Annotated in this window: 15 protein-coding genes; 10 read left to right on the forward strand and 5 right to left on the reverse strand. The window is 64.6% G+C overall.

What is annotated here, in order from left to right:
• Positions 1 to 205: 205 nt before the first annotated feature.
• From AC1DW2_RS22370 to AC1DW2_RS22380, 3 genes are all read right to left on the reverse strand, one after another.
• Complete coding sequence (locus AC1DW2_RS22370) at positions 206 to 904, reverse strand: type 1 glutamine amidotransferase domain-containing protein (RefSeq protein ID WP_063981874.1); 699 nt, start codon at positions 902 to 904, stop codon at positions 206 to 208.
• 197 nt (positions 905 to 1,101) lie between these two features.
• Complete coding sequence (locus AC1DW2_RS22375) at positions 1,102 to 1,809, reverse strand: hypothetical protein (RefSeq protein ID WP_063981875.1); 708 nt, start codon at positions 1,807 to 1,809, stop codon at positions 1,102 to 1,104.
• Positions 1,810 to 1,927: 118 nt separating this feature from the next.
• Complete coding sequence (locus tag AC1DW2_RS22380) at positions 1,928 to 4,771, reverse strand: ATP-binding protein (protein WP_063981876.1); 2,844 nt, start codon at positions 4,769 to 4,771, stop codon at positions 1,928 to 1,930.
• Positions 4,772 to 5,097: 326 nt separating this feature from the next.
• Here AC1DW2_RS22380 and AC1DW2_RS22385 point away from each other — a divergent pair, with 326 nt between their 5' ends.
• The 7 genes from AC1DW2_RS22385 to msrA all read left to right on the forward strand — a co-directional run bounded on the left by AC1DW2_RS22385 (position 5,098) and on the right by msrA (position 10,584).
• Complete coding sequence (locus AC1DW2_RS22385) at positions 5,098 to 5,766, forward strand: sensor histidine kinase (RefSeq protein WP_063981877.1); 669 nt, start codon at positions 5,098 to 5,100, stop codon at positions 5,764 to 5,766.
• A gap of 33 nt (positions 5,767 to 5,799) precedes the next feature.
• Positions 5,800 to 6,501, forward strand: coding sequence for a VOC family protein (locus AC1DW2_RS22390; protein WP_063981878.1), 702 nt, complete (start codon positions 5,800 to 5,802; stop codon positions 6,499 to 6,501).
• Positions 6,502 to 6,760: 259 nt separating this feature from the next.
• Positions 6,761 to 8,074, forward strand: coding sequence for an epoxide hydrolase family protein (locus tag AC1DW2_RS22395; protein WP_063981879.1), 1,314 nt, complete (start codon positions 6,761 to 6,763; stop codon positions 8,072 to 8,074).
• A gap of 65 nt (positions 8,075 to 8,139) precedes the next feature.
• A complete protein-coding gene (locus tag AC1DW2_RS22400; protein WP_063981880.1) occupies positions 8,140 to 8,988 on the forward strand; it encodes an enoyl-CoA hydratase/isomerase family protein in 849 nt (282 codons plus the stop codon).
• Between the two features lie 121 nt (positions 8,989 to 9,109).
• The gene (locus AC1DW2_RS22405; protein ID WP_014493564.1) at positions 9,110 to 9,532 is read left to right on the forward strand and encodes an OsmC family protein; all 423 of its coding nucleotides are present in this window, start codon (positions 9,110 to 9,112) and stop codon (positions 9,530 to 9,532) included.
• 21 nt (positions 9,533 to 9,553) lie between these two features.
• On the forward strand, positions 9,554 to 10,039 hold the full coding sequence (locus AC1DW2_RS22410; RefSeq protein ID WP_224580839.1) for a cupin domain-containing protein: 486 nt from the start codon (positions 9,554 to 9,556) through the stop codon (positions 10,037 to 10,039).
• Positions 10,040 to 10,068: 29 nt separating this feature from the next.
• Positions 10,069 to 10,584, forward strand: coding sequence for a peptide-methionine (S)-S-oxide reductase MsrA (msrA, locus tag AC1DW2_RS22415; RefSeq protein WP_063986191.1), 516 nt, complete (start codon positions 10,069 to 10,071; stop codon positions 10,582 to 10,584).
• A gap of 93 nt (positions 10,585 to 10,677) precedes the next feature.
• Here msrA and AC1DW2_RS22420 read toward each other — a convergent pair whose 3' ends face one another.
• Positions 10,678 to 11,319, reverse strand: coding sequence for a TetR/AcrR family transcriptional regulator (locus tag AC1DW2_RS22420; RefSeq protein WP_063981882.1), 642 nt, complete (start codon positions 11,317 to 11,319; stop codon positions 10,678 to 10,680).
• Between the two features lie 139 nt (positions 11,320 to 11,458).
• On the opposite strand from AC1DW2_RS22420, the gene AC1DW2_RS22425 reads away from it, so the two are divergent.
• The 3 genes from AC1DW2_RS22425 (at position 11,459) to AC1DW2_RS22435 (ending at position 15,113) form a co-directional block, all read left to right on the forward strand.
• Complete coding sequence (locus AC1DW2_RS22425; RefSeq protein ID WP_477007165.1) at positions 11,459 to 12,601, forward strand: HlyD family secretion protein; 1,143 nt, start codon at positions 11,459 to 11,461, stop codon at positions 12,599 to 12,601.
• The gene (locus AC1DW2_RS22430) at positions 12,598 to 14,091 is read left to right on the forward strand and encodes an MDR family MFS transporter (RefSeq protein WP_135216461.1); all 1,494 of its coding nucleotides are present in this window, start codon (positions 12,598 to 12,600) and stop codon (positions 14,089 to 14,091) included. Before AC1DW2_RS22425 ends, AC1DW2_RS22430 begins: the two co-directional genes overlap by 4 nt.
• An 83-nt stretch (positions 14,092 to 14,174) precedes the next feature.
• The gene (locus AC1DW2_RS22435) at positions 14,175 to 15,113 is read left to right on the forward strand and encodes an aldo/keto reductase (protein ID WP_231142786.1); all 939 of its coding nucleotides are present in this window, start codon (positions 14,175 to 14,177) and stop codon (positions 15,111 to 15,113) included.
• 44 nt (positions 15,114 to 15,157) lie between these two features.
• On the opposite strand, the gene AC1DW2_RS22440 is transcribed toward AC1DW2_RS22435, so the two are convergent.
• Positions 15,158 to 17,998, reverse strand: a complete 2,841-nt coding sequence (locus tag AC1DW2_RS22440; RefSeq protein ID WP_063981884.1) for an ATP-binding protein — start codon at positions 17,996 to 17,998, stop codon at positions 15,158 to 15,160.
• Positions 17,999 to 18,222: the final 224 nt, after the last annotated feature.

Here is an 18,222-nt window from a genome sequence, read left to right on the forward strand (position 1 = left end):
ACGTGCCGGCGCGTCATGCGCCGGCAACCGCTCTGACGGGATTGAGCGGCACGCTCCCACCTTGATCGCTGTTGTGCGCAGCAGCTTCCGATCGCCGGATCACATTCGTAAGCTCCGGCGTAAAGCTTTCGTCATCGTCCTCGATGTGTCCGGTCAGTGCCGGGGCGGTGCTCATTGATGAGCACCGCTCCGATGCGAGCCTGACTTACGCGGCCGACTTCGCCTTCTTGGCCAGGGCGGCGAGCAGCGTCTGCGCGGCCGGGCCGGAGGAGTGCGGATTCTGTCCCGTGATGAGCTGGCCCGCGCTGACGACGTGTACGCCCCAGTTCGCCGTTTTCGAGAAGACCGCGCCGAGCTTCAACATCTCGTCCTCCACGAGGAACGGCACGACATTGGTCAGGCCCACGTCATCTTCCTCGCCGTTGGTGAAGCCGGTCACTTCCTTGCCCTCGACCAAAGGCTTGCCATCGGGGGTCTTGACGTGGCGCAGCGCACCGGTCGAGTGACACACCACCGCGATGGTCTTGCCGGCGGCGAGGAAGGATTCGATCAGCTTGACCGAGTCCTTGTCTTCGGCGAGGTCCCACATCGGGCCGTGACCGCCGGGATAGAACAGCGTGTCGAAGTCTTCCTGCTTGACGCTGTCGAGGCGCACCGTCTTGTCGAGCTGGGCTTCAGCGGCAGCGTCCGCCTCGAAGCGCAGCGTCAGGTCAGTGCGGAACTCGGGCTCGTTGCTCTTGGGATCGAGTGGCGGCCGACCGCCCTTGGGCGAAGCCAGCGTGATCTCCGCGCCGGAATCCTTGAAAACGTAGTAGGGGGCGGCGAGCTCCTCGAGCCAGAACCCGGTCTTGCGTCCGGTGTTGCCGAGCTGGTCGTGGGAGGTGATAACCATAAGAATCTTCATGACGATCTCCTTGAGTGCGTTCGCTGCAATGACGCATTCCCTCGTGGTGGAGGTGCGCCGGCCTCGGTCTCGTTCGAGCACAACACTTGTTCGTTGCTCGTGAGCCCAATGTTGCACCCAAGGCCGCGTGTTAGCTCGTTATGTATTGTTAGGCGTTGAGAGCAGTGAACGGTTCCCGCTCTCGCGCGTCGCCACCGCTATTCGAACACGGCGTCGAAGATCTCGACGTCCATCAGCACGGGCCTGGCGATCACGCTTCCATCAGGCCGCAGCGTCTGCACACGCCGCAATGTCGGCACGACGATGCCGCCGAAGCTGTCATGGGCCCAGGAATAATGTGCGACCTTGTTTCCGAACAGATCGTGATCCGTCCGCCGTTGCAGGGCGTTCTCGTCGAAGTAGAAGATCTGCTCGGGCGCGAGCGTGATCAGGTTCGGCGGGAACTGCGCGCGCAGCCGCCGCCACGTGTCAGCGTTTTCGCGCCACGGCGGAAGCTCCTCCGTGACGACGTCGGGATGGGCGAGCAGAAATGGGTTGGTCAGATAATTCCAGATCGCTACGCCGCAGAAGAAGACGAGGTGCAGTTCGTCCGCGAGCCCAGGAGAGCCGGTCTCGGGAAATGCAGGGCTCGGGTTATCCCACGTGCGCAGGACCTCACCCTCGAGGCTCTCGATCGTGATTGCGTCGGGCTGAAAGCAGCCGGAGTGTTCACCCCCGGTGATGCCGGTGAAGCGGACCGACTGGGCGCGGGTCGAGCCCTCCGCCGTCACGTCCTTGAATTCGCTGGCATGTCCGGCGCTGGAGAACAACGAGCCGCCGACGGAAAGGTGGAGCGTGAATCGGGTCAAGCTATTCCAGCGGGCCATACCGCCGCTGGCATCAATTACATCGTCAAGAAGCGCCATATCCCGCCATATCCACCGTGAAGTGCCACCACCATGGCGGGGCGGATGCGGCTTGGCGTGTTAGAAGTTGTTAGGACTTGCGAGCAGGTGCTTGGACGGTATCCTGTTGAAGATACTGTCAATTCAGCGCGCTCAGGAGCTCCCTGGCGGCCACGAGATCGCGGGTCTGGAGGCCTTCCTGGTATCGCGCGACGAGCGGGGCGAGCAGAGCGCGTGCTTCGCCCGCCTGTCCGGCCTGGCGCCAGACCCGGCCGAGGCTGATCGCCCCCCGCAGCTCCCAGCCGAGCGCGCACTGCCGGCGCGACAGATCGAGCGATTTCCGGAGGCAACTCTCGGCCTCGGCGGTGTTTCCCGACCGGACGAGGATGTCGCCCTTGACCCGGAGCATCTCCGGCATGTCGAAGGATTCGCCATGATCTGGAATCTGCGCAATGGCCTCATTGATCGTGCGCAAGGCCTCGTCCGGCTGGTTCTCCGCGACGAGGCCCTCCGCCAGCGCCGTCGCAAACACCGTCGTCATGATCCGGTGCCGCGTCGCGTACAGCGTGGCCTGGCTGCGGCGAAGATGCTCGATCCCGCCGGCGATGTCGCCGCGGCGAAGCATGAGCTCGCCCTTCTGGCCGATGCCGACGGCGTGATAGGGACCAAGGAAGTGCCGCGCCGAATGGTCGATCAGCCGCTCGATCAGGATTTCGGCATTGGCCCAGTCGCCGACCCAGAGGAACACGTAGATCGTCCAGATCAGGGAGATGCCGAGGGTGAGGGGTTGTTCGAGCAGTTCCGCCTCGCGAACGGTGTATCTCGCCGCCTCGATCGCGCGATCGGGCCGGCCGGTGAGCCAGAGCCCGCGCGCCAGCGCGACCAGCGCGACGATGCGGTCGTCATAACCGAGGTGCCCGATGTTCAGCCGCTGCGAGCCGGGATTGTGCACCATCGCGCTCTCGCAGAACTGCACGGCCTTGTCCTGATTGCCGATCAGATGGTGCGCGACGCCCAGCATCCATTCCACGTTCAGCGCGGCGGCCGGATCATTCAGCTTGCGCGCAACGCTCTCGCCCTGCTCGCCGGTGCCGAGCGCGCCGTGAAAATCCCCGACCCTGGTCAGGTAGATGTGCAATCCGCGCAGCAGCCAGAGCTGCCAGTGCAGATCCTCGAGATCCCGCGCAAGCTGAAGACTTCGTGTGAACGCCGACCGGACCGCTTCGGTATTGCCCTGCGTGAACATCACGGAGACGCCGAGCGCGGCCTGCAACGTCATCTCCTGGCGGCGGTCGATCGAATTCGTATCGAGAGAGACAAGCGCCTGCTTCGTCCAGCGATAGCACTCCGTCAGCAATGTCAGTTCGAGGAAAAACTGGGCCGCCGAAGCCGCCAGATCCACGCCGATCGTCCGGTCGGCGTTATCCGAAAAGCTCCAGGCCAGCGCGGCCCTGACATTGGGCAAATGGTCGGCATAGGGAAGGAAGCCGCCCGCGGTCTGCATGCCCGTGGATTTGAGCGCGATGTCGCGCAGGAAGTCGCGGAAATATTCGGCGTGAGCGCGCGCGACACGGGGCGCTTCGCCGTTCTCGACGAGCTTCGCGCCGGCGAAGGCGCGGGTGGTGTCGAGCAGACGATAGCGCAGCCGCCGCTCCGCAGGTGAGGTTGCGATCAGCGATTTGGAGAGCAGGTTCGAGATCGCCTCGACCGCCTCGGGCTCGCTGATGCCCTGGCTGGACGCAACGGCGAGCGCGGCCTCCATCGTGAATGGCCCGACGAACACCGACAAACCGCGCAGCGTCGCGCTTTCGGCCGCCGGCAACAGATCATAGCTCCAGGCGAGCGCCGCGCTCAGGGTCTGGTGCCGCGGGATCGCGGTACGGCGTCCCCGCCACAGCAGCGCGAAGCGGCTGTCGAGCAGCGAGGCGGTTCCGGCAATGCCATAGGCGTTCACGCGTCCGGCGGCGAGCTCGATCGCGAGCGCGATGCCGTCCAGTCGCCGGCAGATCTCGGCGACAAGCGGTGCATCCTCCTCGCTCAGTTCGAATTCGCCCAGGCTCTCGGCAATGCGTTCCACGAAGAGCTGGCTTGCGGGATAGGCAAGGATCTCGGCGATGCCGAGCCCGTCGCGCTGGGGCGGGCAGTCCAGCGGAAACAACCGGTGGACGCGTTCGCCTTCGGTGCGAAAGGATTCGCGGCTGGTGGCGAGAATGTGCAGCTCGGGCGCCTCCTGGACGATGTGCTCGGCCAAGGGCGCGAGCTCGTCGATGATGTGCTCACAGCTGTCGAAGATCAGCAGCATCCGACGGTTGCGCAGCACCGTCAGCAGGCCCGGCATCGGGTCCTCGGAATTGACGGTCAGGCCGAGCGTGGCGGCGATGGTGCTTGGAACGAGCCTGGCATCCGTCAGCGCGCCGAAATCAACGAAGTTGACCTGACCGTCGAAGGCCTGGAGTTCGCGATGCGCGACGGCGAGCGCGACGGAAGTCTTGCCAATCCCGCCGGGGCCGACAATTGTCACGAAGCGATGCTGCGCAAGCTCGGTGGAAATCCGCTCGACCGCGTCGTCTCGTCCGATCATCCTGGCAAGCGGCGGCGGGAGTATGTGAGGCGACGGGACGGCCGGGCTTGTCCGCGTCTCCGGCGATTCGGACCGGACCAGCGGGCCCGCGAAGCAATAGCCACGGCCGGGCACATTGACGACATAGCGGGAGCCTTCACCGGCATCCCCCAAGGCCTTGCGTAGCGTCGTGATGTGGAAGCGCAGGCTGCCTTCATCGACCGTCACGTCGGCCCAGACGCGCTTGATCAACTCACGCTTGTCGATGACCTCGCCGGCGCGCTCGACGAGAAAAATGAGGATGTCGAGTGCGCGGCCGCCGAGGTGAAGCGGAGCGCCGTCCTTCTCGAGCAGGCGCGACCTTGCGTACAGCCGGAATGGCCCGAAGGAAATCGCCGCATCCTGGTCGTTAGTGTCCACCACGCGCCAATGAATCCAGTGAAGGGGCTGTTGTCCGCATCCTGATCTAGCAGAACGAGGTTATGAGTAAACTGGTCGAAAGTGGCGAAATCGCGCGGCAAGTCATTCGGCCGCACCGGGATGATGCGTGACAAATTTCGCTTAAACGCGAGCGGCTTGGGAAGCGATCGGGACGACCCGTCAGCGTGCTTGACCGTCGAGAGGACGGTCTGGCCGCCAACTTGTGCCGCCGATCATAACAAAATCTTGCAACGTCTAACGAGCAAAACGCGCGCGGTGCATCCAGTATACGCTTCGAATTAGGTCCTAGATCCAACGGGGAGGCTATCATGTCCGCTATCGGCTTGGAGACGAGCGACCATTTCGTTCGTTCTCAGCACATTGCCAGCCTTGATGATCAGTCGCGTGACTGGGAACTGGTGCTGCGGGAATCCCACCATCGGATGAAGAACACGCTGACGCTGCTGGGTGCGTCAGTCCGCCGCGACTTCTCGCGGCCGGGTACCAGGGATATGTCGGGCGCGGTGGACCGGTTCGAGCAGCGCATCGTCGCGTTCGGCAGGCTCTATCAGCTTTTGTCCGACAGCGACAGTCTGACCGCCGTCTCCGTCGAGGCCTTCTTCGAAAACCTGTGCGAGGCGCTCTCCGAGGCAGTGCTGGAACCGGCCGGCATCCGCTGCGAGGCAGCGATCGAGAGCGGGGCGCTGCCGGCATCGCAGTGTCATCGGCTGGCGTTGATGCTGACGGAGCTGGTCACGAATGCCGCCAAACATGCCTTCCCGAACAGGAACGATGCGCTGATCCGGATCGAAATGGCCAACCGCGACGGCGCCTGGCTCTGCACGGTGGCTGACAACGGCATCGGCGCGACCGGTCCGCTTCAGGGCACCGGCAGCCGCATCCTTGAAGGGCTCGCACGCAGTATCGACGCGCGGTTGCAGGGCGAGGCGAACCAGGGCGGCACACGCGTGACGATCGTGATGCCCACTGCCGCTTGAAGCTCGCTTCAATTTCAACTCAGGGAGTTCGACATGGCCGGCACCGAAATCGACCGCGACGCCGCGGCGAGGTCTCCGAACACGTCTTCGACATCGCGTGGCGTTGATCTGAAGCTCGAGATCGTCGTCATCCCCGTGTCGGATGTCGACCGCGCCAAGGCGTTCTACACGCGCCTCGGCTGGCGATTGGACGCCGATTTTGCCTCAGGTGACGAATGGCGCGTGATCCAGTTCACGCCGCCGGGTTCGGCCTGTTCGGTGATCTTCGGCAAGAACGTCACACCGGCAGCGCCCGGTTCGGCGCGCGGGCTGTACCTGATCGTCTCCGATCTGGCGGCGGCGCGACAGGATCTGCTCGACCGTGGCATCGCGGTGAGCGCACCATTCCATGGTGCGGGCGACGTTCACGCCGGTCCGGACGAGCCGTATCTGTTCGGCAGCGTCCGGGTCAGCGGTGCTGACCCGAAGCGCGGCAGCTACAGCTCGTTTGCCTCGTTCAGCGATCCCGACGGTAATGGCTGGCTGTTCCAGGAGGTCACGACGCGACTGCCTGGACGCATCGCTGGTGACGGCACGACGTTTGCCTCAACGGCCGATCTGGCCGCAACCCTGCGACGTGCCGCTGTCGCGCATGGTGAGCACGAGAAGCGCATCGGCGGACACGACGAGAACTGGGCGGATTGGTACGCCGACTACATCGTCCGCGAGCAGGCCGGTCAACCGCTGCCCTCCTGAGTTGTAATGAACACATCGCCTGAATTCACAGACAGGGCGCGCGCCGATTGAACTCGTCGCGCGCCGAGTTGCTTCTGCATCGCGCGTATCGTCATCGTCGCTCGCTTTCCTGCATCCCCCGGACTCGCAACGGCTAACGCGGCCTAACAACCGATAACGAGCTAATTGCCAGGACCTGCGCCAATCTCTCCTCACGACGAACCGACGCGTCGATTTCGAATTCGGTTGGCGTCACCGACCAAAGCCAGGGAGATCCGACATGACAACGCAAGCACGAGCCGACATACTCAATCCCGACCGCCGTCAATTGCTGAGCCAGGCCGCAATGACCGCGGTTGCCGCCAGCGTGGCGAGCCTGCTGCCGCTGCGTCCGGCAAAGGCCGCTCCAAGCGGCGCCATCCGGCCGTTCCGCGTCAGCGTACCCGAGGAAGATCTGCTTGACCTCCGCCGCCGCCTCACAGCGACACGCTGGCCGGATCGCGAGATCGTCGCCGACGAATCGCAGGGCGTGCAGCTCACGACGCTTCAGCAGCTCGTGCGGTACTGGCAGAACGAATACGACTGGCGCAAGATGGAGGCGCGGCTGAACGCCTTGCCGCAATTCGTCACCGAGATCGACGGCGTCGACATCCACTTCATTCACATCCGCTCCCGCCACGAGAACGCGCTGCCGATGGTCGTCACGCATGGGTGGCCGGGCTCGATCATCGAACAGATGAAGATTGTCGGCCCGCTCACCGATCCCACCGCGCATGGCGCGAAGGCTGCGGATGCATTCGACCTGGTGATCCCCTCGCTTCCCGGCCACGGCTTCTCCGGCAAGCCGACGGAGCTCGGCTGGGATCCCCAGCGCATCGCGCGCGCCTGGATCGTGCTGATGAAGCGCCTCGGCTACAACCGCTACGTGGCGCAGGGCGGCGATTGGGGCAATGCCGTCACGGAGCAGATGGCGGTGATCGCACCGCCGGAGCTGCTCGGCATTCACACCAACATGCCCGCCACCGTTCCCGACGACATCGCCAAGGCGCTTCAGCCCGGCGGGACGCGGCCGTCAAACCTCTCGGCCGACGAGCGCATTGCCTACGACCAGCTCGACGATTTCTACAAGCACGGCCTCGGCTACGCCTTCGAGATGTCGAACCGGCCGCAGACGCTCTATGGCCTCGTCGACTCGCCGGCCGGTCTTGCATCCTGGATGCTCGATCACGACGCACGCAGTGCTGCGATGATCGCGCGGGTGTTCGACGGCAAGACCGAAGGCCTGTCGCGGGACGACGTGATCGACAACATCACGCTCTACTGGCTCACCAACACCGCGGTGTCGTCGGCGCGGCTCTACTGGGAGAACAAGCTGGTGTTCTTCGCGCCCAAGCACATCAATATCCCGGTCGCCGTCAGCGTGTTCCCTGACGAGATCTATGCCGCGCCGCGCAGCTGGGCCGAGAAGGCCTATCCGAAGCTGATGCACTACAACCGCCTCGACAAGGGCGGCCACTTCGCGGCCTGGGAGCAGCCCGCGCTGTTCTCTGTGGAAATGCGCACCGCGTTCCGCCCGCTGCGCCAGTCGATCTGAACCGAGCAGGGGACGCGCGCTGCCGTGCGTTCCATTTTCGAACATACATGTCAGGAGTGCCAACAATGAACCGCCCCGTACAGATCTTCACCACCGAGGACATTCGCCTGGAGCGCCGCCTGCCGACATACTGGCGTGTCACCTTCGACATGCCGCCGGTGAACATCTTCGGTCCAAAGCACCTTCCGCTGCTCAACGACATCATCACCGCGATTGAGACCGATCCGGACGTGAAGGTGGTCGTATTCGACAGCGCCGTCGAAGGCTTCTTCATCACGCATTACGACTTCCTGGCGCCGCTTGAGGACTCGCTTCGCGTTCCACCCGGGCCGACCGGCCTGCAGGCGCTGCCCGACATGCTGGTGCGCCTCAGCCGCGCGCCGGTCGTCTCCATTGCCTCGATCCGGGGCCGTGCGACCGGGGTCGGCAGCGAGCTCGCGCTGGCGAGCGACATGCGCTTTGCCAGCCGCGAGAAGGCGATCCTGTCGCAATGGGAGGTCGGCGCGGGACTCGTGCCCGGCGGCGGACCGATGGCCCGGTTGCCGCGGCTGATGGGCCGAGGCCGCGCGCTCGAAGTGTTGCTCGGTGCCGATGACATCCACGGCGATCTCGCCGAGCGTTACGGCTACGTGAACCGTTCGCTGCCGGATGCGGAGCTCGACGGCTTCGTCGAGGCGCTCGCCATGCGCATTGCGTCGTTCGACAAGGAGGCTATCGCCGAGACCAAGCGTCTCGTCGATGTTGCGAGCCTGCCGCCGGATGACGAGATCAAGCCGGAGTGGGACGCGTTCCTGGCCGCGCTCGGCCGTCCTGCCAGCCAGACCCGCATGAAGGCGCTGATGGCGCGCGGCTTCCACCGCGCCGGCGACGTCGAGAACCGGCTGGGCTTCCATGTGGGTCAAATCAGCGGCTAACGGAACCGCTGTGGCGTTCGGCCGGTTGGAGGAGTGACAGGCGGTCGTGCCAATGTCGCTTTCCTCCGCTACCGAGCGCCGGTGCCAAAGACCAACTTAAAAACCAACAAGGAGAATTGAGATGATCCGCAAGGCAACAGCAGTCTGGAAGGGCACCGGTCGCGACGGCACCGGCCATCTGTCGAGCGAATCCGGCGTGCTCGCCGGGACACCCTATTCGTTCAAGACCCGCTTCGAGAACGAGAAGGGCACCAATCCCGAGGAGTTGATCGCCGCGGCCCATGCCGGTTGCTTTACCATGGCACTGGCCTTCGGCCTTCAGCTCGCCGGCTTCACGCCGGACGAGCTGTCGACGGAAGCCGCCATCACGCTCGAGCCGGAAGGCAAAGGCTTCAAGATCAGCAAGTCGGCACTGACGCTTCGCGCCAAGGTGCCGAACCTTGACGACGCAGGTTTCGCCAAGATCGCCGGCGAGGCCGAGAAGAACTGTCCGGTGTCGAAGGTGCTCAACGCCGCGATCACGCTCGACGCCAAATTGACCTGATCCAACACAGGGAGCGGTGCCATGCCTCGCCAAGATCTCTCTCGCCAAGATCCGCCTCGTCAAGATCTGCCTCGCCAGCATCAGCCGGATGAAGACAGGTTCCGGGCGATTTTGCCCGAGGACATCGCTTGGCAACCGTTCCCTGCGTTCCCGCCGGGCGCGCGGCTGGCGGTGATGGTCGGCCATCCCAATGAACCCGGACCTTACGTGGTCCGGGTGAAGGTGCCCGGGGGCACGAAGCTGATGCCGCACAAGCATCCGGAAGATCGCATCTACACGGTCATGTCGGGTGTGTTCTACATCGGCCTCGGCGAGCGTTTTGATGGCGACCAGGTGAAAGCCTATCCGCCGGGCAGCGTCATCGTGCTGCCCGGCGAGACCTGGCATTTTCACTGGGCGAAGTCCGGCGAATACGTCACACAGGTCTCCGCCATCGGGCCGCTGGGCCTCGAATATCACGATGACCATGATGACCCGCGCTTGCATCCGGCAGCGGACAAGCGCTGACTATCTCGACGAAACCAATGGAGCATCAGATGACGACAGAGCGTGCAGTTTTGGCCGGAGGCTGCTTCTGGGGCATGCAGGATCTGATCCGCAGGCAACCGGGGGTGATCTCCACCCGTGTCGGTTACACTGGCGGGCATGTGAAGAACGCCACCTATCGCAATCACGAGGGCCACGCCGAGGGGATCGAGATCATCTTCAATCCCGCGAAGACGAGCTTCCGGACCATGCTGGAGTTTTTCTTCCAGATCCACGATCCCACCACGCTCAACCGCCAGGGCAATGATCTGGGCACGAGCTACCGCTCGGCAATCCTCTATACGAGTGACGAGCAGAAGAGAGTCGCCGAAGACACCATCGCCGATGTCGAGGCGTCAGGCCTCTGGCCCGGCAAAGTGGTGACCGAGGTCGCGCCCGCAGCGGAGTTCTGGGAAGCCGAGCCCGAGCATCAGGATTATCTCGAGCGCTATCCCGATGGCTACACCTGCCACTTCATCCGGCCCGACTGGAAGCTGCCAAGGCGCGCGGCCGCCGTGGGAGGCTAAGCGGATTGTCGCGTAAGGGCGCCGAGGGCCTTTGACGAGGAGTGCAAATGTGCGAACTCCCCTCATCGTACGATCACGAGAATTCCTCGGGGCTCAATGCGCCTCCGACCGGCGTCGGCAGATCACTGTCACCGCCTTGCGGGCGACCTCCCTCAGATCGGCGCGGCGTGCGCCGGCGCGGGCGCGGATGGCGATCGTCTGCATCGTGGCGGCGGCAAGGATCGCGAGTGCAGCCGGATCGGCCTCGCGATCCAGCTCGCCCTTGTCCTGCGCCAGGCGGAAGCGGGCCTCGAAATCGGCATCGATCGCGCGTAGTCCCGTCGCAACGCTGCTCCGGATCGCCGCATCCTCGGCGACTTCGGTCACCGCGGTACCGACCACGAAGCAGCCACGCGCTGATCCCTTGCCGGAAAAGTAGATCGACAGCGCCGCGTCATAGGCCAGCATCAGCGCTTCGTCCAAGGGATGGTCCCCTGCGAGAGCCTCGCGCGTTGCGGCGAGGCTGATCTCCCAATAGCGCGCCAACGCCTCGAGATAGAGCGCGTGCTTGTTGCCGAACACCGCGTAGAGGCTCGGTGGGCTCATGCCGGTCGCGGCCGCGACCTTGTCCAGGGACGTGCCGGAATAGCCCGTCCTCCAGAACGTTTCTGTCGCCCGCTTGAGGGCCGTCTCAGTGTCGTAGGCGGGTGGCCGTCCCCGGCGCGCCGGGCCCGTCTCGCTCTTTTTCCGTGCCATGTCGTTCGAACCTGGTTGCCATGTTCCACACGTATATTTGTATGGATCGTTATAAAAATCAATGGCCGCGCGGCTTGATCGCTGCATCGGGGTACAATATTTGTAACGAACGTTAGTAAATGAGATAGGGACGAGGACGATGGGTTTGAACTTTGCGCCAATCGCCGGCTGGCTGGGCGATCGCAGCTTCCGCGGGAGCGAGGCCGCCGCGCTGTGGTTCGGAGCGGATCTTGCCAGGCGGCTGCGCCGGCCCCTGATGCTCGTGGTGCCCGCCGCGGCTGCCGTGTTCGGCGCCTTCATGTATCTGGCGCAGGAACAATTTGTCTCGACCGACGATGCGTTCGTGCGCGCCGCGAAAGTCACCATCAACGCGCGGGTGTCCGGCCAGGCGGTCGAGATCGCCGTGCGCGACAACGAGCGCGTCCGGCAGGGCCAGGTGCTGTTTCGAATTGACCCGGAGCCCTACCAGATCGCCGTCGATCAAGCCGAAGCCCGGCTCGGCAGCGCGCGGCTCCAGATCGACTCCCTCAAGGCGACCTACCGCCAACAGCAGGCGGAGCTGCAATCGGCGAAGGACTCGGCCTCTTTCGACGAGCGCGAGTTCGACCGCAAGAGGATGCTGGTCGCCTCCGACTTCACGCCGCGCGCGGTCTACGAGCGGGCCGAGACCGATCTCAAGGTCGCGCGCCATCGGGTGGCATCGATCGAACAGCAGATCGCCAATACGGTCGTCGCGCTCAACGGTGACCCCGACATCGATGTCGACCGCCACCCGACGGTCCGCGCGGCCAGGGCGCAGCTCGATCGCGCGCGGCTCGACCTCTCCTACGCCACGGTGAAGGCGCCCGACGACGGTATCGTGACCAAGGTCGACGATCTGCAGATCGGCGGTTTCGTCAACGCGGGCGCGCCCACGTTCTCACTGATGTCGAGCCGGGACGTCTGGATCGAGGCGAATTTTCGTGAGACGGGCCTGACCCACAYGCGGCCGGGCCAGGAGGCGAGGATCGACGTCGACGCCTATCCGGATGGAAAATTCAAGGCGCATATCGTCAGCATGAGTCCCGGCACCGGGTCGGACTTCTCGATCCTGCCGCCGGAGAATGCGACCGGGAATTGGGTCAAGGTCGTGCAGCGGCTGCCGGTGCGCCTCGAGCTCGACGATTCCGATCCGACCCGGCCGCTGTTCTCCGGCATCAGCGTGACGGCGCGGGTCGACACCGGCCATCGTCGCAACTGGCTGCATCTGCTCCAGCCTGCGCTTGCGACGGAGGTCAAATGAGTACGACCCTCCCATCGACCGCGACCGGCGGTCATCATGCAATCTCGGCGGCCGCCCTGATGGCGACCTACATGCAGGCCGTCAACATTTCGATCCCGAACGCCGCGCTGCCGCACATCCAGGCCACGCTCTCGATGGCCAATGACGAGGTCGGCTGGGTGTTCTCCTCGTATATCGCTGCAAGCGCCGTGACCATGTCGATCACCCAATGGCTCGCGGGACGCTATGGCCGCAAGGCGGTCTATCAAGCAGCCCTTGCCGTCTTCACGCTTGGTCTTGTCCTCGACACGCTGGCGACGACGTCGATCCAGTTCGTGCTGGCGCGGATTCTTCAGGGCGCGGCCAGCGGACCACTTGCGCCGCTCTCATTGGCGATTCTGCTAGAGGCGACGCCGGCGGCGCGACAAGCGCGCATGGGCCTGGCATTGACGGTCTGCTCGCTGCTCGGCATCAGCACCGGCCCCGCTCTTGGTGGCTGGCTCAGCGAATATTACGGCTGGCCGTCGATCTTCTATGTCAGCCTGCCCATGACGGCCTTCATCGCCTTGACGATGGCGCTGTTGCTGGGCGAGAAGCGGGCAGAGCGGAGCCAGCCCTTCGACGTCTTCGGCCTGACGACCTTCTCCGCCGGCATGATCGGGCTGCAGATGCTGCTGGATCGCGGCGAGCGCCTCGAATGGTTCGCCTCGACGGAGATCTGGGTTGAAGCGATCGCCTCGGTCCTGGGATTCTATCTCTTCATCGTGCACGTTCTGACGAAGAAGGAACATTTTCTCCGCACGGCGCTGTTCAGGGATCGCAATCTCGTCCTCTCGACGGTGATCTCCTTTGCGCTCGGCTTCGTCCTGCTGCCGACATTGGCATTGACGTCCCCGATGCTGGAGGAGTTGCTCAACTACCCTGTCGATACCACCGGCTACATGAGTATGCCACGCGGCGTGGCGCTGGTGGGAGCGCTCGTGCTGACGAGCCTGGTTCCGGGACAGGTCGACTACCGGCCGTTCCTCATGGGTGGAATGGCGCTGGTGGTCTATGCCAACTGGCTGATGCTCGGCTATTCGCCGGCGATGGATTGGCGGCCGGTCGTCGAAGCAGGTTTCCTCCAGGGCGCAGGTCTCGGCATGTTGTTGCCGGCGCTGGTGAGGGCCGCGTTCGGAACGCTCGATCCGAAGCTTCGCCCTGAAGGCAGTGCGCTGATCAACCTGTCGCGCCTTTACGGCAGCACCATCGGCATCGCGGTGGTCCAGCTGTTCTTCTATGCCAACACTCAGGCCGTGCATATCGCGCTCGCCAAGCATCTCACGCCTTATCGTGTCGCGGCGAATGTCACGGGCCCGATCGGGAAGCCAGGCCTTGCCGCCCTCAACGGCATGGTCACGCGCCAGGCGGCCACGGTCGCGGTCATCGATCAGTTCGAGATCCTGATGTTCGCCATGCTCGTCGTGATCCCGCTGGTGTTCTTTCTTCGTAGGCCGCGTCCCGTCGGCTAACGCCGGAGAGTCGTGAAAAAGTGTCCGCAACCTCGATCGCTTGGTCCGCATCGCGCGGCCAGCAGTCAACAAGGAGTATCACCATGACGACCTCCGATTCACTTCGTTACACGAGAATTCCCACGCATGAGGCCGTGACGATTCCCGCAGTCGGATTTGGCACGCTCATTCCCGATCCGCACGTGACCCGGCAGGCCACCAGGGCTGCATTGGAGGCCGGATTTCGACATCTCGATTGTGCCGAGCGCTATCGCAACGAAGCGGCCGTCGGCGAGGCGATGCAGGATGCGTTCAAGGCGGGCACGCTTCGGCGCCAGGACCTGTTCGTTACGACGAAGCTATGGAACACCAATCATCGGCCGGAGCGGGTCAGGCCTGCCTTCGACGCCAGTCGCAGACGGCTGCAACTCGACGAGATCGATTGCTACATCATCCATACCCCCTTCGCCTTTCAACCCGGTGACGAGCAGGACCCGAGGGACGCGAGTGGCCATGTGATCTATGATTCAGGCGTGACGTTGGCGGAGACATGGGGGGCGCTAGAGCGCCTCGTCGACGAGGGGCACTGCAAGTCGATCGGGCTGTCGGACATCACCTTGGCGAAGCTGCGCGAGATCGTCGAGGTCGCGCGGATCAGGCCTGCCATGGTGCAGGTCGAATCGCATCCGTACCTGCCCGAATGGGACCTGCTCGACTTCTGTCGGGAGCATGGAATTGTGCTGCAGGCGTTTGCCGCGCTGGGACACGCCATGAAGCCGAACCTCCTCGCTGACCCCGTGATCACCGCCATCGCGGAACGCCTGCACAAGACGTCGGCTCAAGTCGCCCTGGCCTGGGCCGTCCAGCGCGGCACGGCTTTCCTGACGACCTCAACCAATCCTCGGCGGATCGAGGAAAACTTCGATATTTCGACGCTGCCTGAAGACGCCATGCGGGAGATGCGGGACCACATCACGACGAATGTCCGCTTCAACACAGTGGTCGAGACCGGCGTGCCCGGATTCATTCCGCGGGCAGGATGAGCGAGCGGTGTGGTACGAAGGCCGAAGGCCTTCGGCCGGCCTCGTCAAGTCCGGAGTTGCGCGATCAAATCGCGCGCGCTGCGGATATCGGCGATGCCGGCGCCCTCGCTGAACGGCCCGCATGCACGTTCGAGAATTACCAGGGCTTCTGCATTCTGGCCGGCTCCGATCATGAACCGCGCGAGGCTGATCGCCCCGCGCAGCTCCCAGAATCGCGCGCCCTGCTGGTTGGCAATGTCCATGGCCTCGCGAAAGCGCGCCTCGGCGCCCCCCGCATGCCGCGGGCTGTTGAGCAACAATTCGCCCTTGATGCGGATCAGTTCCGGCAGATACCACAGCTCCTGCCGGTCGTTGCAGCGGGTCAGGACGTCCTCGATCACGTCGAGGCCACGGTCGACCTGGTGGGCCTCGCCGGAGCACGCGGCGAGTTCGCCGAGCAGCGGAAGAAAGCGCGGCAGGAAACGCGCATCGCCGGCGCGATTGAGCTCTTCGCGCAGCAGCGGCAGGCCGGTTGCGACGTCGCCACGCCTTACGATGACCGCCGCGTTGAAGGCCCGTGCCCACAGGCCCCACAGCCGGATGGCGTGGCGCTCGGTGTGTTCGAGCAGCTCGCTGCCGTGGCGCTCCGCGGCCTCGAAATCGCCGGACCAGAAGGCGATCGGGCAGGCGGCTTGCCCCAGCACGCTACAGAAAGTCAGCGCGTGGCCGTTGGCACGACCTTCCTCGATGTTTCGGGTGGCGAGCGCCTGAGCCTGATCGGCGAGGCCCTGAAGCCACAGGATGCGGGCCCGGAAATATTGCGTCGATATCCTGAGGTCGAGCGGGAAGATCTTCGGCTTCTCCGCCAGCACATGCAGCGACGCGTTCACGCGGTCGATGCGCAGCCGTGCGTCGTTCTGATCGCCGAGATAATGCAGCGCCACCGCCATCAGCCGGTCGCCCAGCATGAGATCGGTCCTGTCCGGCGAGTTCGCCGCTGCATTCGCAAACCGGTCGGCGAGCGCACGGGCCTTGCCGAACTGTCCGTTGTTGAACTGGTCGATGCACAAGCCCCAGAGCGCGCGCAGCCGGAAGTCCTTGTCGTCGAGCCTGTCAGCCAGCTCCAGGGTCGTCTCGAGGATCGGACGCGCCTCGCGGGCGCGGCCCTCGCCATACATCAGCGACCAGCCGAGCGCCGACAGGAGTTGCATGCGAATGCGATCGTCGCCGCCGCTGTCGCCGAGCGCGGTGAGCGCCGTCTTGGCGCGCTCGCGGCATTCGGCGAACAGGGACAGGCGGACCCACAGCGTGACGGCAGCCGCCGTCAGCGCGATCCCGAGTGCGGCGTCACCGTCGGGCCCGAAGGCCCAGTTCAATGCGGCGCGCACATTGTCTAGCTCCGCGCCATAGATGCTCAGCCATTCCGGCAGCGGCGTCGATGTATCGGCCTCCGCGCGCTCGAAGAAGTCGCGAAAATGCTCTGCATGACGGCGCGCGAACTGACCGGTCTCGCCGAGCTCGTTCAGCTTTCCATGCGCATAGGTGCGTGTGGTGTCGAGCAGGCGATAGCGCAACGTTCGCGAGCCGGATGGCGAGATCAGCGATTTGGTGACGAGGCTGTCGATCGCCTCCAGCGTTTCGGACGCGCCGAGGCCGTCGCCGGCGGCTACCGCGGCAGCCGCCTCCGGCGCGAAGGGCCCGGCAAAGACCGACAGGCGTCGCAGCGTGGCACTCTCGGCGGGAGGTAGCAGATCGTAGCTCCAGTCGAGCGCCGCGGCGAGCGTCTGATGTCGTGGTACGGCGGTGCGCCGACCCCGCCACTGCAACGAGAAGCGGCTGTCGAGCAGCGACGCCGTGCCGGCAATACCGTACGCATTGACACGGCCGGCCGCGAGCTCGATCGCGAGCGCAATGCCGTCGAGGCGCCGGCAAATGCTCGCGACGAGCGGCGCTTCCTCCGCACTGAGCTGGAACGGACCCGAGCTCTGCGCAATGCGCTCGACGAAGAGCTGGGCCGCGGGGTAAGCGAGGACCTCGGCGACACCCAGGTCCTCGCGCTCCGGCGGGCAATCCAGCGGGAACAGGCGGAAAATCCGTTCGCCGTCGCTCCGGAACGACTCGCGGCTGGTTGCGAGAACGCGAAGCTGCGGTGTGTCGCGAACGATGCGCTCGACGAGCGGCGCCAACGCATCCAGCACATGCTCGCAGCTGTCGAAGATCAGCAAGGCTGGGCCGGTCTTCAGAAATGTCAGCAGGGCCGGCGTCGGATCCTCCGCGCTGATGGTCAGTCCCAGTGCGGAGGCGATGGTGGTCGCGATATGGCTGGCGTCCCTCAGCGGACCGAAGTCGACGAAGAATACGCGCCCGCCGAAATCCGCCGATCTGCGATGCCCGACGGTGACGGCGACGGCGGTCTTGCCGATGCCGCCGGGGCCGACCACCGTCATGAAGCGATGCAGCGAAAGCCCGTTCGATATCTTCTCGACGATCTCCTCCCGTCCGACCATTTTCGAGAGCGGCGAGGGAAGGGAACGGGGAGGTGCGATGTTCACGGCGGGCTGAGCGGCCGGCGGGGCCGCGTGAGCGAGCGAGGCGACAAAGCAGTAGCCGCGGCCGGGCACATTGACGACATAACGGGCCGACTTGCCGGTATCGCCCAGCGCCTTGCGCAGTGCCGCGACGTGGAAGCGCAGGCTGCCCTCGTCGACATTGACGTCGGCCCAGATGCGCTTGACCAGCTCTCTCTTGTCGATGACTTCGCCGGGGCGCTCGGCGAGGAAGATCAGAATATCGAGCGCGCGGCCGCCGACGTGAAGCGGCGAGCCCTCCTTCTCCAAGAGCCGCGACTTCGGAAATAGTCGAAATGGCCCAAAGGAAATGGCCGAGTCTTCGGTACGATCTGGCACGCGCCATTGCCCCCGCAACGGGAGTCAAAATGTATTACTTTTTGGTCTATCAGAACGAGGCGTACAGTAAACTGGCCGAAAGCAGTGGGCAGAGCTGGTAGCCCTGCGCGCATGGCTTCGATCGGTCGGTCCGCCGAAATAACCCTTAAGAAGTAAAGGGTTATGGTGACATGACAGGGCGATGACACCGGTGCCCTCACCCGGATGGCGCATTGACGGCGGTA

It is taken from the genome of Bradyrhizobium sp. P3_C3 (assembly GCF_056402655.1).

Bases quoted from the DNA above. Each gene is read 5' to 3' on its own strand.
- AC1DW2_RS22370 (WP_063981874.1), bottom strand. From the start codon at position 904: ATGAAGATTCTTATGGTTATCACCTCCCACGACCAGCTCGGCAACACC.
- AC1DW2_RS22430 (WP_135216461.1), top strand. From the start codon at position 12,598: ATGAGTACGACCCTCCCATCGACCGCGACCGGCGGTCATCATGCAATC.
- AC1DW2_RS22410 (WP_224580839.1), top strand. From the start codon at position 9,554: ATGCCTCGCCAAGATCTCTCTCGCCAAGATCCGCCTCGTCAAGATCTG.
- AC1DW2_RS22400 (WP_063981880.1), top strand. From the start codon at position 8,140: ATGAACCGCCCCGTACAGATCTTCACCACCGAGGACATTCGCCTGGAG.
- AC1DW2_RS22420 (WP_063981882.1), bottom strand. From the start codon at position 11,319: ATGGCACGGAAAAAGAGCGAGACGGGCCCGGCGCGCCGGGGACGGCCA.
- msrA (WP_063986191.1), top strand. From the start codon at position 10,069: ATGACGACAGAGCGTGCAGTTTTGGCCGGAGGCTGCTTCTGGGGCATG.
- AC1DW2_RS22395 (WP_063981879.1), top strand. From the start codon at position 6,761: ATGACAACGCAAGCACGAGCCGACATACTCAATCCCGACCGCCGTCAA.
- AC1DW2_RS22390 (WP_063981878.1), top strand. From the start codon at position 5,800: ATGGCCGGCACCGAAATCGACCGCGACGCCGCGGCGAGGTCTCCGAAC.
- AC1DW2_RS22435 (WP_231142786.1), top strand. From the start codon at position 14,175: ATGACGACCTCCGATTCACTTCGTTACACGAGAATTCCCACGCATGAG.
- AC1DW2_RS22375 (WP_063981875.1), bottom strand. From the start codon at position 1,809: ATGGCGCTTCTTGACGATGTAATTGATGCCAGCGGCGGTATGGCCCGC.
- AC1DW2_RS22385 (WP_063981877.1), top strand. From the start codon at position 5,098: ATGTCCGCTATCGGCTTGGAGACGAGCGACCATTTCGTTCGTTCTCAG.
- AC1DW2_RS22405 (WP_014493564.1), top strand. From the start codon at position 9,110: ATGATCCGCAAGGCAACAGCAGTCTGGAAGGGCACCGGTCGCGACGGC.